Genomic DNA, 15016 nt, shown 5'->3' with positions numbered 1-15016 from the left:
CAGATATGTATTAATAGGAGGAATTAAACTTAATGAGCGTATCAGTAGAAAAGCTCGAGAAGAGCATGGCTAAGCTTACAATCGAAGTTGCAGCAGATGACTTTGATAAAGCAATCGACAAGGTTTTCAACAAGCAGAAGTCTAAGATCCAGATTCCCGGTTTCCGTAAGGGTAAGGCTCCCCGTCATATGATCGAGCGTATGTACGGTAAGGAGATTTTCTTCGAGGATGCAGCTAACGAGCTGATCAATCAGGAATATCCCAAGGCAGTTGATGAGTGTGGCGAGGACGTAGTTTCCAATCCTGAGATCGATGTTACACAGATCGAGGCAGGCAAGCCTTTCATCTTCACTGCTACTGTAGCACTTAAGCCCGAGGTTAAGCTTGGTAAGTACAAGGGTGTATCTGTTGAGAAGGCAGACCTTGATGTTACCGAGGACGAGATCAATGCTGAGATCGACCAGGAGAGAAGCAGAAATGCAAGAACAGTAGAGGTTACAGATCGTAAGGTTCAGAACGACGATATCGTAACTCTTGATTTCGAGGGATTTGTTGACGGTGTTGCATTTGAAGGCGGTAAGGGCACAGATTATCCTCTTACAATCGGTTCAGGTTCATTCATCCCCGGCTTCGAGGAGCAGCTTGTTGGATTTGAAATCGGTCAGGAAGGCGACGTTAACGTTAAGTTCCCTGAGGACTATCATTCAGAGGATCTTGCAGGTAAGGACGCTACATTCAAGTGCACAGTTAAGGGCATCAAGGTAAGAGAGCTTCCTGAGCTTAATGATGAGTTTGCAAGCGATGTTTCAGAGTTTGAGACAGTTGCTGAATATAAGGAAGACGTTAAGAAGAAGCTTACAGAGCGTAAAGAGGCTGAGGCTAAGGCTAAGAAGGAAGATCAGGCTGTTAAGGCTGTAATCGAGGATTCCGAGATGGAGCTTCCTGAGAAGATGATCGAGACTCAGCAGCGTCAGATCGTTAATGATTTCGCTCAGAGACTTCAGTATCAGGGCATGGATATGAATCAGTATATGCAGTACACAGGCAATACTGTAGACCAGCTCCTTGAGCAGGTTAAGCCTCAGGCTGTAGAGCGCATTCAGTCAAGACTTGTTCTTGAGGCAGTTGCAGCAGCAGAGAAGCTTGAAGCTACTGAGGAAGAAGTTGATGAAGAGCTTAAGAAGATGGCTGATCAGTACAAGATGGAGATTGAGAAGCTTAAGGAGCTCATGGGCGAGCGTGAGATCAAGACTCTTAAGGATGATCTTGCAGTTCAGAAGGCAGCTAAGTTCCTTGTAGACAATGCTAAGGAGACAGCAGCTAAGAAGACAACAAAGAAGGCAGCAGCTAAGAAGGACGAGGATGCAGCTGAGGAGAAGCCGAAGCGCACACGTAAGACTGCAGCTAAGAAGGATGACGAGACAGCAGAGGAGAAGCCGAAGCGTACTCGTAAGACAGCAAAGAAGACAGAAGAGTAATTCTTCTTTATTGAGAATCCCGGTGCTAATCCACCGGGATTTTTTCATTATAATCGGGAAAAATTCCATAAAGTTGCGAAATGGATTCTTTGTGGGTATAATAATGTAGTATATTTATAAATAAAATTAAAAAGGGAGCAATGAATATGAGTTTAATACCTTATGTCATAGAACAGACGAGCCGCGGTGAGCGCTCATACGATATTTATTCAAGACTTTTAAAGGAGAGAATCGTTTTCCTTGGTGAGGAAGTTAATTCTGTTTCAGCAAGCGTTGTTGTAGCACAGCTTCTTTTCCTTGAGGCAGAGGATCCCAGTAAGGATATCCACATGTATATCAACAGCCCCGGTGGTGAGATCACATCCGGTATGGCTATCTACGATACAATGCATTATATCAAGTGCGACGTTAGCACAATCTGTATCGGTATGGCTGCAAGCATGGGGGCATTCCTTCTTGCAGGCGGTGCAAAGGGCAAGCGTATGGCACTTCCCAATGCAGAGATCATGATCCATCAGCCCCTTGGCGGAGCTCAGGGTCAGGCAACTGAGATTGAGATTGCTGCTAAGCATATCATCCGTACAAAAGAAAAATTGAATACATTACTTGCTGAGAACACAGGCAAGCCCTATGAGCAGATTGCTCAGGATACAGAGCGTGACAACTGGCTTTCAGCTCAGGAAGCGCTCGAATATGGTCTTATCGATTCAATCGTAGAGTCAAGACCTAAGGATAAGGAAGAGGATAAGTAATATGGCATCAAAGAACAATGGAGAAATTCGCTGCTCTTTTTGCAATAAGACACAGAATCAGGTAAAGAAGCTTATTGCAGGACCTGCAGGAGTTTATATCTGTGATGAGTGTGTAGATATCTGCGCAGACATCATAGAGGAGGAGTTTGAGGATGAGCCTATAGCTCATGATGATAGTGATATCAACCTGCTCAAACCCGTAGAGATTAAGAACTTTTTGGATGAATATGTAATCGGACAGGACGAAGCAAAGAAGGTTTTATCTGTATCCGTTTACAACCATTACAAGAGAGTACTTGCACCTAAGGCACACAATGTGGATGATGAGGTTGAACTTCAGAAGAGTAACATCATCATGGTAGGCCCCACAGGTTCAGGTAAAACATATCTGGCACAGACACTGGCTAAGATTATAAATGTTCCTTTTGCAATAGCTGATGCTACAACTCTTACAGAGGCCGGCTATGTAGGTGAGGACGTTGAGAATATTCTTCTTAAGCTTATCCAGGCTGCTGACTACGATGTAGAGAGAGCTCAGTACGGTATCGTTTATATCGATGAGATAGATAAGATAACCAAGAAGAGCGAGAACGTATCAATCACAAGAGATGTATCAGGTGAAGGCGTACAGCAGGCATTGCTTAAGATTATCGAGGGTACAACTGCAAGTGTTCCGCCTCAGGGTGGACGTAAGCATCCTCATCAGGAGCTTATTCAGATCGATACATCAAATATTCTTTTCATATGCGGCGGAGCCTTTGATGGTCTTGATAAGATCGTAGAGGCAAGACTTGACCGCAACTCAATCGGATTTAACGCTGAGATCGCTGATAAGAGCGAGCGCGAGATCGGTGAGGTTCTTAAGGAGGTAACACCTCAGGATCTTACCAAGTTTGGTCTTATCCCTGAGTTTGTAGGTCGTGTTCCGATTTGTGTGACACTTGAAGGTCTTAACAAGGAAGCTCTTGTAAGAATCCTCACTGAGCCCAAGAATGCGCTGGTTAAGCAGTATCAGAAGCTGTTTGATTTTGATAATGTAAGACTTACATTCGAAGGCGATGCGGTTGAGAAGATCGCTGAGCTTGCACATGAGAGAAAGACAGGAGCAAGAGGTCTTCGCTCCATCATGGAAAAGGCTATGATGGACGTAATGTATGAGATTCCTTCAGATGACAACATTTCAGAGTGTGTCGTAACAGAGGAATCTGTATCAGGAAATGCACAGCCTCTTATCGTCTATAAGGACGAGGTTAAGAGACTTAAGCCTGCAAAATGAATTTAAAGAACTAAAATTATAGGCAGAGGTGCATAGCATCCCTGCCTTAAGTAATTATTTACTGAGGTATATATGGTAATTAAGAAAGTAAATCTTGAAACAGTAATAGGAGTTACAAGTAAGCTTCCGCAAAATGATAAGCCTGAGTTCGCGTTTGCAGGCAAAAGTAATGTGGGTAAGTCATCACTTATCAATGGGCTGATGAATCGTAAGCATTATGCAAGAGTCAGCCAGGAACCCGGTAAGACTCAGACCATAAACTATTACAACATAAATGAGGAGTTTTATCTTGTGGATCTTCCGGGATATGGCTTTGCCAAGGTGCCGGAATCAGTTAAGAAGCAGTGGGGCAAAATGATAGAGAATTATCTTCATAAGTCCCGCATGCTTAAACAGATTTTCCTGCTTATTGATATACGACACGATCCTTCCGCCAATGATAAGATGATGTATGACTGGATTGTGGATTCAGGTCTTACACCTATCATTATTGCAACTAAATCCGACAAGCTTAAAAAGAGCCAGATAGAAACTCATATAAATGCCATAAAGAATGTACTTGGAATGCCTGAGGACGGACTGGTTCTTCCTTTCTCTGCACAGAGTAAAGCAGGCAGGGAAGAAATATATGAGGTTATGGAAAGCATCCTCGCAAAAGAGGCTGAGGAAGCCGAATAATAAACAGGGAGCAGGGGTATGGAATTTTTTGTAAAGCTTAAAACTAATTTTCTTGTTGATGCAATTGCACTTATAGTGCTTGGGGCAGTTCTTATTTTTCTTCCGGGAGCAAGTCTTACGCTCCTGACCAAGGTTATTGGCGGAGTTGTTACAACAGCGGGTGCACTTTCGATAATCGGAAGCCTTGTGTCAAAACAGCAGAACGTGTTAACCAAAAACAGTTCTATCGGTTTTGGCATAGTAATCGCTGTTGTTGGAATCTGGATTTTCATCAATCCTCACTTTTTCGAGGCAATCATTCCCGTAATCGCAGGCGTTATCATGTTATTCAGCGGACTTATGAATCTTGGTGAGTCCCTTAGTCTTGCGCGAAGCCACTACGGCAATTGGTGGTTTGCGCTTATTCTTGCAGTTCTGACTATTGGCGGCGGAGCATTTCTTTTATTTAATCCCTTAAAATCTATGGCATATATTGTGCAGATTATCGGCGCAGCTTTCCTCTACAACGGAGTTTCCAATCTGTGGATCGTATCAAGGGTCCACAAGGTGGATAAGGTAAACCGCAAGGAAATAGTGGATGTGGAGAGCAAAGAGGTTAATGCTGACAAAAGCAAAGAGGAAGAAAAGTAAGTTTTTGTAAGCAAGTTGACATGATAAAAAATGTGTGTTATACATGATATAGAACAAGTGAAACAAAGCGCTGTTCATGGCGCTTTTTTCTATATTGCCAAGAGGTGATAGTTATGAAGATGGACAGATTTACACAAAAATCAATAGAAGCAATCCAGAATATGGAGAAGGTGGCTCTTGATTACGGTAATCAGGAGATAGAGCAGGAGCATTTGCTATACAGTCTGATGACGATTGAGGACAGTATCATTCCCAAGCTCCTTGAGAAGATGGGAGTTGATAAGGATGTTTTCTTAAGCCGTGTGGATGATGCTCTCAAAAAGCGCACCAAGGTCCAGGGCGGAAGAACCTACGTGGGAGGAGATCTTAATAAGGTTCTTATTAAGAGCGAAGATGAGATGAAGGCTATGGGAGATGAGTATATCTCTGTAGAGCATATCTTTCTTACGATGATCAAGTATCCTAATCGCGAAGTAAAGGCTATCTTTCAGTCCTTTGGAATTGACAGGAACAGATTTCTTCAGGCTCTTTCAGAAGTTAGAGGAAACCAGAAGGTGGTTTCGGATAACCCGGAGGCAACCTATGACACTCTTGAGAAATACGGAACCGAGCTTGTTGCAAAGGCAAGAGATCAGAAGCTTGAGCCTGTAATTGGACGTGATTCCGAGATCAGGAATGTTGTAAGAATTCTTTCCAGAAAAACCAAGAATAACCCTGTTCTTATAGGTGAACCGGGTGTTGGTAAAACGGCGGTTGTAGAGGCCCTTGCACAGAGAATTGCTGCAGGAGATGTTCCACAGGCCCTTGTAGATAAAAAGATTTTTTCTCTTGATATGGGTGCTCTTGTTGCAGGCGCAAAGTACAGAGGTGAATTTGAGGAACGTCTTAAGGCTGTTTTGCAGGATGTAAAAGAGTCTGACGGTGAGATCATTCTTTTCATAGACGAGCTTCATACAATAGTGGGAGCAGGCAAAACTGATGGCGCGCTTGATGCCGGAAATATGCTTAAGCCCATGCTTGCAAGGGGCGAGCTTCACTGCATAGGTGCCACAACTCTCAATGAGTACAGACAGTATATCGAGAAGGATGCTGCCCTTGAGAGACGTTTCCAGCCTGTAATGGTATCAGAGCCTACGGTTGAGGATACAATCAGTATACTTAGAGGACTTAAGGAGAGATATGAGGTTTATCATGGCGTAAAGATCATGGACTCTGCCCTTGTAAGTGCTGCTACTCTCAGTAACAGGTATATTTCAGACAGATTCCTTCCCGATAAGGCAATCGACCTTGTGGATGAGGCATGTGCTCTTGTAAAGACTGAGATGGATTCCATGCCCACAGAGCTGGATGAGCTGAATAGAAAGATCATGCAGATGCAGATTGAGGAGAAGGCTCTTGAGAAGGAGGATGATTCTCTTAGTAAAGAGAGACTTGCGAATCTGCAAAAAGAACTGGCAGAGCTTAAGAGTGATTTCGATAATCAGAAGGCTCGCTGGATGAATGAAAAAGAGACTGTGGACAGACTTGCGGTTATTCGTGAAAAAATCGAGAGCGCTAACAACGAGCTGCAGATTGCAAACAGAAATAATGATTTTGATAAGGCAAGTGAGCTTCAGTACGGAACGATTCCTGCTTTGAAAAAAGAGCTTGAGCTGGAGGAGCAAAAGGCAACATCCAAAGAGCTGTCCCTTGTCCATGAGAATGTATCCGACGAGGAGATCGCAAGTATTATATCAAGGTGGACCGGCATCCCTGTAGCAAAGCTTACAGAGAGTGAAAGAAATAAGACTCTTCATCTTGAGGATGAGCTTCATAAGAGAGTAATAGGACAGGATGAAGCTGTTACCAAGGTTGCAGAAGCTATCATGAGATCCAAGGCAGGTATCAAGGATCCCGGTAAGCCAATTGGTTCCTTTATGTTCCTTGGTCCTACAGGTGTAGGTAAAACAGAGCTTGCAAAGAGCCTTGCTGCGGCACTTTTTGATGATGAAAATAACATTGTCAGAATCGATATGAGTGAGTACATGGAGAAATACAGCGTATCCAGACTGATCGGAGCACCGCCCGGATATGTTGGCTATGAGGAGGGCGGCCAGCTCACAGAGGCTGTTCGCAGAAAGCCTTATGCGGTAGTTTTATTTGATGAGGTTGAAAAGGCACATCCCGATGTTTTCAATGTGCTTCTTCAGATACTTGACGACGGACGTGTTACGGATTCTCAGGGCAGGACTGTTGACTTCAAGAATACAATCCTCATTATGACCTCAAATATCGGAGCCCAGTATCTGCTTGATGGTATAAATGAAGACGGGACTATCAGCGAGGAGGCTGAGAATGAAGTATTTGATGAGCTCCATGATCACTTCAGACCTGAGTTTTTGAATCGTCTTGATGAGATGATTCTGTTTAAGCCTCTTACAAGAGAGAATATTGGCGGAATAGTTAAGCTGATTGTGGCTGATCTTAACAGAAGACTTGAGGATAGGGAAATAGATATAACACTTACTCCCGAGGCTGAGGAGTTTGTTGCGGATAATGCCTATGATGCAAATTATGGTGCAAGACCTGTTAAGAGATTCGTTCAGAAGTATGTGGAGACCTTATCAGCAAAGCTGATTCTGGAAGACAGAGTTGAGCCTCATGATACTATTGAAATCTACGTGGAAGGAGGAAGTCTTGCGGCTCGTCCGGTTAAGGCAAAAGAACAGTGATGATACCTAAGGATCCTGTGATGTTGCTCAGTTACATAAATACTCAGCTAAGAGATAATTACGGAAGTCTTGAGGCTTTGGCTGAAGGTCTTGATATCGGCGAAAGCGGCCTTGAAGAAATAATAAAAAAGCTTGAAGCCATAGGCTATAGCTATGATTCTGAGAGAAATACTTTCAAATGATTTAGGTGAATTATTGCTGTTGATTAACAATTATTGCTATCATTTAAAATTTTCATACAATTAATCGTTTGCGGAAAGAATTTCATGGTATAATCTAATAGGTTAGTTCTAAAAAATATTACGTAAAACCGAAAGGAGATCATCAATGAAGGGGAAGAAACAATTAGGATTAATGCTTATGACTTTTGCTATTGCACTGGTTATGTGCTTTGGTGTAAAGCTGCAGGCAAAAGCTCAGCTCGACAAGGATGCTGAGTTCTACAACACAGGTATCGGCAACGGTGAGGCTGCACAGGCTGTTAAATACATTGTAACAAAGAAGTCATCAGCCAAAAGCTCGGAGGAGGCAGAAAATAAGATTGGTGAGTGCAAGGTTGTAGGTGTTAAGAATAGTGCAAGTACAATCATTATCCAGGCATATCCGAAGGATGAAGATGGCTATGTATACCACACAGTTGGTATTTGCAACGGCGCTTTCAGAGATAACAAGAAGCTTAAGTATGTTCAGATCAATGCAGGTATGGGAACAAAGGAAATCGCTGCTTATGCATTCAGCGGATGCTCAAATCTGAAGAAGGTTGTTATTCAGGATTCAGCAATCAATAAGATTGGTGAGAAGGCATTCTTCAACTGCAAGAAGCTTGCAACATTTGAAATCTATTCAAAGAAGCTCACAAAGAGCAGCGTTAAGGCTAATGCATTCAAGAATGTAAAGAAGGTTAAGGTTCTCGCTCCCAGCAGCAGCGTTGCAAAGAAGTATGCTACATACTTCAAAAAGCGCGGTGCTAAGACTGTAACCTATGGCTCATTAGACTGATAGTTTAGATCAGATTCATATAAGCTAAAGATAACAATCCCCGAAAGAGTCGGAAATCTAAGGATTTTCCTCTTCTTTCGGGGATTGCGTGCGTTTACAACATGATGTATACTAATTATGAGAAAGTACAATCTGTTGTGTTGGGGAGCTTTTTTCGTGGTACCATCAATTGATATACATTGTCATATAATGCCGGGGGTTGATGACGGATCTCCTGATATGGAGACCAGTCTTAAAATGCTTAAGACTGCGCTGTCTGAAGGTACTAAGGGCATGATACTAACGCCCCATTACAAGCCCATGCATCACAACGTAAGTCCTGAGCATCTTTCGGATTATACGGATGAACTTATGCAGGTGGCTCGTGACAATGGCATAAAGGTACAGCTTTTTCCGGGCAACGAGATTTATTTTAATGATAATGCAATAAGGGATCTTGAGAGAGGACGGGCATCCACCTTGGCGGGGTCTGATTATGCTCTCATAGAGTTCCATCCGACGGATATGTATAAGACTATCCGCAATGCATTATACAGCGTAAGATCAGAGGGATTTATTCCGATACTTGCGCATGTTGAGCGATATGCCGACATGGCAAAGCATATAGGATATGTTGATGAACTCCTTGATATAGGAGTTTATATACAGGTGAATGCTAACAGCGTCATGGGAAAATATGGGCTGGGTATAAGGCATTTCACAAGAGAATTATTAAAAAAGCATATGGTGCATTTTGTTGCGACGGATGCACATGATAGCGGATCCAGAGCACCACATCTTCTTGATTGCAGAGATTATGTGGAGGGGAAGCTTGGTGAAAAATATGCGCTTGAGATTTTTCATGATAACGCGATGAAGGTTCTCAGAAATGAGATCATTTAGAGAATAGTTTTTTCTGTTGAGGGGTGTATGGGAAAAGGCGACGTAATCGAAATTAATCTTGGCGAATTATTCGCAGTCTTACTGGGGAGAGCCTGGCTGATCATCAGCTCGGGAGTGTTCTTTGCGCTCCTGTGTCTTTTTATAAGTAAGTTTGTACTTACTCCTTTATATTCTTCCACCACTAAAATTTATATTTTGAATAAAGAAGAAGGCGCTACCGTAACCTATTCGGATGTGCAGATATCAACGCAGCTTACTCAGGATTATGCGCAGCTTATTAAGAGCCGCTATGTTCTTGAAGAGGTTATTCAGACGCTGCATCTTGATATGGATTATGACGAGTTCAGCGACTATGTTTCCATAGGAACACCGGAGGATACTCGTATCGTTGCCATTACTGTCAGGGACTCTGATCCGATGATGGCCATGAAGGAAGCGAACTGCGTAAGGGAGGTGGCCTCAAAGCACATTCAAAATGTTATGGATATTGATGCCATCAATATCGCTGAGCTTGCAAATATGCCTACGGAGAAATATAGTCCAAGCCCGAAGAAATGGGGAATAATGGGCGGGCTGGCAGCAGTTTTAATTGTGTCAGCGATCATTATATTGAATTTTCTTATGGATGATACTATCAAATCCAGTGATGATATTGAAAATTATTTGGGACTTTCAACTCTTGCTATGATACCTGCAATTACAGATGATCAAAACGGCAAGAAGAGAAAGAAGAGAAGCTGAGGGGACAGTTATGCAGCAGACCACATTGCATTTCAGCGAGGCTGAGAACAATTATCAGATAAAAGAAGCATATAAGACACTTAGAAGTAATGTGGAGTTCAGCGGTCAGGACGTGAGAGCTATTTCAGTCACCAGCTGTACTCCGGGAGAAGGTAAGTCCAGTGTGTCCATGGCCCTTGCAAGAGCCTTTGCGGAGGCAGGAAAAAAGACTGTTCTCGTAGATGCTGATATGAGAAAGTCTGTAATGGTTGGCAGATATAAGACGGGCTCTGTGAGACTTGGCTTAACTCACTGTCTTGTGGGACGCGAAAAGCTGTCTAACGTTATTTGCGAAACAGATACACCGAATCTTTATGTTGTTTTTTCAGGACCCATTCCGCCAAACCCAAGTGAGCTTTTGGGCGGTGAGATTTTCAGCAAGATCCTGGACAATATGAAAACTGTTTTTGACTATATCATCGTTGATACGCCGCCTCTTGGAAACGTTATTGATGCTGCCGTTATAGCAAAGCAGTGCGACGGAACCATCATGGTTGTTGAGGATAATGCCATAAGCTATCGCTTTGCGCAGAAGGTAAAAGGGCAGCTTGATAAGGCAGGCGCCAAGGTAATCGGAGCAGTACTTAATAAGGTGGATATGACCGGCGGTGTATATGGCCACTATGGCAAATATTACGGAAAATATTATGGGAAATACTACGGTAAATATTATGGAAAAGACAACGGGGAAGCGTCTGAAAAGGGCGGGAGCGCCAAGAAGGATAAGGCTCAAAGTGGCATGAACAGACCTATGCCCAGGAGAACTCCTGCTAATAATGATCTTGATGAACTTGATTATATAGAAGGTGTCATCAGAAAGGATTAAAGAGCGTTGAAGAGCAATATACTTGCATTCTTTTTGACAATAGGAAGTGTGGGACTGGCCGTACTTATTTTATGGTTTTATAACATGTCGGACAGAACTCCGCCGGAGATGCGTTTCGTGGCGATGGATCTAATTTATAATTCATCCACAAAGGAGTCTGATCTTTTAGGTGGTGTTATGGCCAGGGATGATGTGGATGGTGACCTCACAGAGCGAATAGTAATTGAGAAGACGATTCTTGATGAGGAGCAGGGGACTGCTGTTGTTTACTATGCTGTGAGCGATTTATCGGGTAATGTTACCAAGCAGTCAAGGGTTTTTCCTGCGGCAGTAGATAGGAATCAGACTACGGGGAATTAACTATGAAGGGGCGCTTAAATAAGTTTTTACTTATATGGGCCATACTGGTTACGGTCGTACTCTTTGGAGTGGGTATCTTCGAGGTGGTAAGGCTTTTTGGAAAGACTAATCTGTTTGCCAGGAAAACCAACACCATGCCTGCTGCAGTAAGTACCGAGGCTCCTACACAGGAAGAAGAAACGGCGCTGCAGTGGGAAGATGACTGGGTAAAGCATAAGGGCACCATATATGACTACAATGAAGATATAATGACCTTCCTCATCATGGGAATCGATAAGATGGACGATGAGGTTAAGGAGGTTTACGGTGAGATAAACGGTGGACAGGCAGATGCACTGTTCCTTTTGGTGTTTAATCCGCATGATAAGACCACCAGGGTTATCGGTATCAACAGAAACACCATGGCAGATGTGGATATTTATGATGCCTATGGCAATTATGTAACTACCTATCCTGCGCAGATTGCTGTTCAGCACGGCTTTGGAAACGGCCTTGAGGAGTCCTGCGAGCTTCAGAAAAGGGCAGTGAGCAACCTGTTTTATGAGCTGCCGATACATGGCTATGCTGCCATAAATATGAGTGCCATTACCACAATAAATGATGCTGTTGGCGGCGTTGATATTATCCCTGATGAGGATTTTGAAATAAAGGGTTATGAATTCAAAAAGGGCGAAACGGTCCATCTTGAGGGAGAACAGGCCTTCGCATTTTTACAGGGAAGAGACACCAAGCTGATGGGCTCTGCGGACAAAAGACTGGACAGACAAAAGAAGTATCTCACAGCTTTTATAAATAAGGTTATTGAGGCAACTGAGATCAATCCGACACTGGCTATTGATATTTATAAAGCCATCAGTAAGCAGATGGTAACGGATGTGTCTGTTGATGAGTTGTCATATATCGTTTCTACGGTATCAAAATACAGCTTTAATATGAAAAATTTTTATCTGTTATCGGGTAAGACTGTAATGGGTGAAAAGTTTGAGGAATTCTATCCTGATATGGATGCCATGTATGACATGTTTTTAGAAATTTTTTATGAAAAGGTGCAGTGAAAGGGTTAAGGTTTTAAGGATATGAGCCGATATCATTTACGGAAAGCCTGTAATATGCTTTCCTGCGGGGGACTATTTCTGATAGGTATGAGCATGGCGGTCATTCTGACGTCGTGTAAAGGTCAAATGGGAAAAACAGATTCTGAGCCGGTGGAGGTACTTGGCGAATCGGCAGCAGATGGTGTTGTGGAATTGCAGGATGTGATAGCGCAGAATCCGGATGTGTTTGGATGGATATATATTCCGGGGACTAATATCGATTATCCCGTTGCTCAGAATATGGATGGTGATGACAGTTACTACGAGAATCATGATCCATCCGGATTTAAGGAGAGCAGCAAGGGCGGAATTTATATAAGTGCTGCGAACCTGATGGATATGACGGATTTTAATACCGTTATTCATGGTAAGACCACAGATGATGGAGATATGTTTTCTCAGCTGTGGAGCTTTGAGGATGAGAAGTTTTTTAACGAGCATGACAGGTTTGCAATTTTTATAGACGGAAATGTTCTCGAGTACGAGGTTTGGACGGCATACGAAAGAGAGAATACGAACCTCTTGGAAAAATATGATTTTACTGAATATGATGGTTGCAAACAGTTTCTTACTGAGATGAAAAAAGACTGGACTACAGCCACAAACATCAGAGAAGGCTGGGAGCAGGGAGCCAGCCCTGAGAACTTTTTGGTGACGCTTACAACGGTAAATCCAAAGAATCCATCTAAGCAGCTTGTTGTGGTAGGATGCATGATCGGTGATGCCGCAGGTACCATAAACCGTGAAATGGAGCAGGATTATCAATAAAATGATTAAGTAAATAGCTTGTTTATGCATATTTTATTGTTTTTTAAGTAGTGAATTAATCGTATTTTTGATAAAATATTACTATAGTTATCTTATGAGTATTATGCGCGAAAGCGCAGAAAGGGGTCAGTGTTATGAAAAAGATATTAGCTTTAGTGTTGGTGGGAGCATTTACATTTTCTATGCCGGTGCTTGCTGCTAATTCACCTACAGCATCTGAGGTGACAAATTCTTATAACACGTACAACTATTACACCACTAATAATACGTATAATACTACTACGAACAATTACAATATTCGTATTACAGTTAAGGGAAACGCAAAGAAGACACCCAAGGTTACGATAAATAATTCTTCTTCAGGTACCAGCAGTTCGACAACAGTTGCTGAGCCGCCGTTTATAAACACAGTTATGAAGGCTCCCGGACTTTGTGATGTAATTCCTGTTGGACAGGGTGGTAAGCTGGTTATTTGCGGAGTTAAGACAAGGGCTACCTTCGTAATGAGAGAGACCACAAGTGCCAAGGTTTCATCAGCTAAGATCCTGGCTGCACAGATCGGCGGATCAGTAAAGAACGTGGTTGAGACCTATGCACCCGGTGTTCGTTTTTCAAAGGCTCAGGTAGACTTTAAGGTATACGGCGCTCATAACGGCGATGTTTACAAGGTTTATCAGCTTGGCGCTAATGGCACCTGGAACGAAGTACAGGTTGATGAGATCCGTGAAGGACACATCCTTGTGACTGTTAATAAGGCAGGAACCTTTGCATTCGTTAAAATGAACTGATAAATACTCACGGAAGAGTAGATTAGCTGGTTTTAAGTTTTGTAAGTTATACAATCTTTTTCTTTACAGAGAAAGGTGCCGGACCACCGGCAGATGAGGGGAACAATATGAACGATACCGCTTTAGTAAGGCAGGAGCAGGACATCATTGAGGCGTCCGGTAGAAAGATAATTAATCTTATCTATCAGGAGGTATATGATCACAAGGCAAACATTTACAAAGGGACTAAAAGAGTTTTCGATGTAGTAGCAAGTAGTTTTGCTTTGGTTGTTCTTTCTCCAATATTTCTGATAACTGCCATAGCAATTCTCTTAGAGGACGGAGGACCTGTGTTCTTCACTCAGGAGAGGGCAGGTAAGGATTTAAAACCATTCAAGATCTATAAATTCCGAAGTATGTATAAAAACGCTGAAGCACAGTTCCAGCGTATGCAGGCCAGGAATGAGCAGACAGGACATGCATTTAAGATTAAGGATGATCCAAGAATCACAAACGTAGGAAGGTTCATTCGAAAGTACTCAATAGACGAGCTGCCACAGCTCCTTAATATCATCAAGGGTGATATGAGTATCGTAGGTCCAAGGCCTATTCTGGTAAACCAGATGGAAGAGTGCAATGCTTATGAAAAGCAGCGACTGATTGTTAAGCCGGGTCTCACCTGTTACTGGCAGGTAGGCGGAAGAGCAAATATCAAATGGGACGAATGGGTTGAACTTGATCTTAAGTATATAAGCGATATGAGTATTGCAACCGATATAAAGCTGATCCTTAAAACAATACCTGTAGTATTTAAATCAGATGGTGCATATTAAAAGAGAGAAATAAATATCGGGCAGGAGATGTGATCTCCTGCCCGTATTATATGCTCATTATAAGCTGTAGTATGGTCAATACTGTGTTTAACTGATATGTAATGACCTCCTGTCAAGAGAAAACTTACAGGGAGTCACCACAAACTTATTTAATTGTTACTAAAGACATCCGGAAAGAGCCT

16 protein-coding genes are annotated in these 15016 nt (G+C 42.6%); all 16 read left to right on the top strand.

Annotated elements, in window-relative coordinates; genetic code table 11:
• Positions 1-32: 32 nt before the first annotated feature.
• Positions 33-1478, top strand: coding sequence for a trigger factor (tig, locus tag G608_RS0111060; RefSeq protein ID WP_026496076.1), 1446 nt, complete (start codon positions 33-35; stop codon positions 1476-1478).
• A gap of 146 nt (positions 1479-1624) precedes the next feature.
• Positions 1625-2230 (top strand): ATP-dependent Clp endopeptidase proteolytic subunit ClpP, encoded by a 606-nt coding sequence (gene clpP, locus G608_RS0111055; protein WP_026496075.1) that lies wholly within the window; start codon positions 1625-1627, stop codon positions 2228-2230.
• A 1-nt stretch (position 2231) separates the two neighbouring features.
• The gene (clpX, locus tag G608_RS0111050) at positions 2232-3506 is read left to right on the top strand and encodes an ATP-dependent Clp protease ATP-binding subunit ClpX (RefSeq protein ID WP_026496074.1); all 1275 of its coding nucleotides are present in this window, start codon (positions 2232-2234) and stop codon (positions 3504-3506) included.
• Between the two features lie 72 nt (positions 3507-3578).
• Positions 3579-4184 (top strand): ribosome biogenesis GTP-binding protein YihA/YsxC, encoded by a 606-nt coding sequence (gene yihA / locus G608_RS0111045; protein WP_026496073.1) that lies wholly within the window; start codon positions 3579-3581, stop codon positions 4182-4184.
• 18 nt (positions 4185-4202) lie between these two features.
• Entirely contained in the window at positions 4203-4814 is a 612-nt protein-coding gene (locus G608_RS0111040) for an HdeD family acid-resistance protein (protein ID WP_026496072.1), read from the top strand.
• Between the two features lie 113 nt (positions 4815-4927).
• Positions 4928-7525 carry an ATP-dependent chaperone ClpB gene (gene clpB / locus G608_RS0111035; protein WP_026496071.1) on the top strand — a complete coding sequence of 866 codons (2598 nt, stop codon included), beginning with the start codon at positions 4928-4930 and terminating at the stop codon, positions 7523-7525.
• Positions 7525-7707, top strand: coding sequence for a DUF4250 domain-containing protein (locus G608_RS0111030; RefSeq protein WP_026496070.1), 183 nt, complete (start codon positions 7525-7527; stop codon positions 7705-7707). The genes clpB and G608_RS0111030 overlap by 1 nt, the downstream gene beginning before the upstream one ends.
• A 145-nt stretch (positions 7708-7852) precedes the next feature.
• Positions 7853-8524 (top strand): leucine-rich repeat protein, encoded by a 672-nt coding sequence (locus G608_RS0111025; protein ID WP_026496069.1) that lies wholly within the window; start codon positions 7853-7855, stop codon positions 8522-8524.
• Positions 8525-8641: 117 nt separating this feature from the next.
• Positions 8642-9406, top strand: a complete 765-nt coding sequence (locus G608_RS0111020; RefSeq protein ID WP_255345335.1) for a CpsB/CapC family capsule biosynthesis tyrosine phosphatase — start codon at positions 8642-8644, stop codon at positions 9404-9406.
• A 27-nt stretch (positions 9407-9433) separates the two neighbouring features.
• Positions 9434-10147, top strand: coding sequence for a YveK family protein (locus G608_RS0111015; RefSeq protein WP_026496067.1), 714 nt, complete (start codon positions 9434-9436; stop codon positions 10145-10147).
• Positions 10110-11012, top strand: a complete 903-nt coding sequence (locus G608_RS0111010) for a polysaccharide biosynthesis tyrosine autokinase (protein WP_330366982.1) — start codon at positions 10110-10112, stop codon at positions 11010-11012. Before G608_RS0111015 ends, G608_RS0111010 begins: the two co-directional genes overlap by 38 nt.
• Positions 11013-11018: 6 nt before the next feature.
• Entirely contained in the window at positions 11019-11372 is a 354-nt protein-coding gene (locus G608_RS0111005) for a hypothetical protein (protein WP_026496065.1), read from the top strand.
• Between the two features lie 2 nt (positions 11373-11374).
• The gene (locus G608_RS0111000) at positions 11375-12427 is read left to right on the top strand and encodes an LCP family protein (protein ID WP_026496064.1); all 1053 of its coding nucleotides are present in this window, start codon (positions 11375-11377) and stop codon (positions 12425-12427) included.
• A 126-nt stretch (positions 12428-12553) separates the two neighbouring features.
• On the top strand, positions 12554-13234 hold the full coding sequence (locus tag G608_RS22500; RefSeq protein WP_051209205.1) for a class B sortase: 681 nt from the start codon (positions 12554-12556) through the stop codon (positions 13232-13234).
• A 134-nt stretch (positions 13235-13368) separates the two neighbouring features.
• On the top strand, positions 13369-14022 hold the full coding sequence (locus G608_RS0110990; protein WP_026496063.1) for a hypothetical protein: 654 nt from the start codon (positions 13369-13371) through the stop codon (positions 14020-14022).
• 107 nt (positions 14023-14129) lie between these two features.
• Positions 14130-14834, top strand: a complete 705-nt coding sequence (locus G608_RS0110985) for a sugar transferase (protein WP_051209201.1) — start codon at positions 14130-14132, stop codon at positions 14832-14834.
• Positions 14835-15016: the final 182 nt, after the last annotated feature.

The organism is Butyrivibrio sp. WCD3002, from assembly GCF_000424265.1.
In the GTDB taxonomy this organism is placed as follows: domain Bacteria; phylum Bacillota; class Clostridia; order Lachnospirales; family Lachnospiraceae; genus Butyrivibrio.
Note: the sequence above shows the minus strand (reverse complement) of the source record. Positions and strands in the feature narration are given on the sequence as shown.

Coding starts and splice junctions, on each gene's coding strand:
- tig (WP_026496076.1), top strand. CDS start 33: ATGAGCGTATCAGTAGAAAAGCTCGAGAAGAGCATGGCTAAGCTTACA.
- G608_RS0111020 (WP_255345335.1), top strand. CDS start 8,642: ATGAGAAAGTACAATCTGTTGTGTTGGGGAGCTTTTTTCGTGGTACCA.
- G608_RS0110985 (WP_051209201.1), top strand. CDS start 14,130: ATGAACGATACCGCTTTAGTAAGGCAGGAGCAGGACATCATTGAGGCG.
- clpX (WP_026496074.1), top strand. CDS start 2,232: ATGGCATCAAAGAACAATGGAGAAATTCGCTGCTCTTTTTGCAATAAG.
- clpP (WP_026496075.1), top strand. CDS start 1,625: ATGAGTTTAATACCTTATGTCATAGAACAGACGAGCCGCGGTGAGCGC.
- G608_RS0111010 (WP_330366982.1), top strand. CDS start 10,110: ATGATCAAAACGGCAAGAAGAGAAAGAAGAGAAGCTGAGGGGACAGTT.
- G608_RS22500 (WP_051209205.1), top strand. CDS start 12,554: ATGGGAAAAACAGATTCTGAGCCGGTGGAGGTACTTGGCGAATCGGCA.
- clpB (WP_026496071.1), top strand. CDS start 4,928: ATGAAGATGGACAGATTTACACAAAAATCAATAGAAGCAATCCAGAAT.
- yihA (WP_026496073.1), top strand. CDS start 3,579: ATGGTAATTAAGAAAGTAAATCTTGAAACAGTAATAGGAGTTACAAGT.
- G608_RS0111040 (WP_026496072.1), top strand. CDS start 4,203: ATGGAATTTTTTGTAAAGCTTAAAACTAATTTTCTTGTTGATGCAATT.
- G608_RS0111015 (WP_026496067.1), top strand. CDS start 9,434: ATGGGAAAAGGCGACGTAATCGAAATTAATCTTGGCGAATTATTCGCA.
- G608_RS0110990 (WP_026496063.1), top strand. CDS start 13,369: ATGAAAAAGATATTAGCTTTAGTGTTGGTGGGAGCATTTACATTTTCT.
- G608_RS0111030 (WP_026496070.1), top strand. CDS start 7,525: ATGATACCTAAGGATCCTGTGATGTTGCTCAGTTACATAAATACTCAG.
- G608_RS0111025 (WP_026496069.1), top strand. CDS start 7,853: ATGAAGGGGAAGAAACAATTAGGATTAATGCTTATGACTTTTGCTATT.
- G608_RS0111000 (WP_026496064.1), top strand. CDS start 11,375: ATGAAGGGGCGCTTAAATAAGTTTTTACTTATATGGGCCATACTGGTT.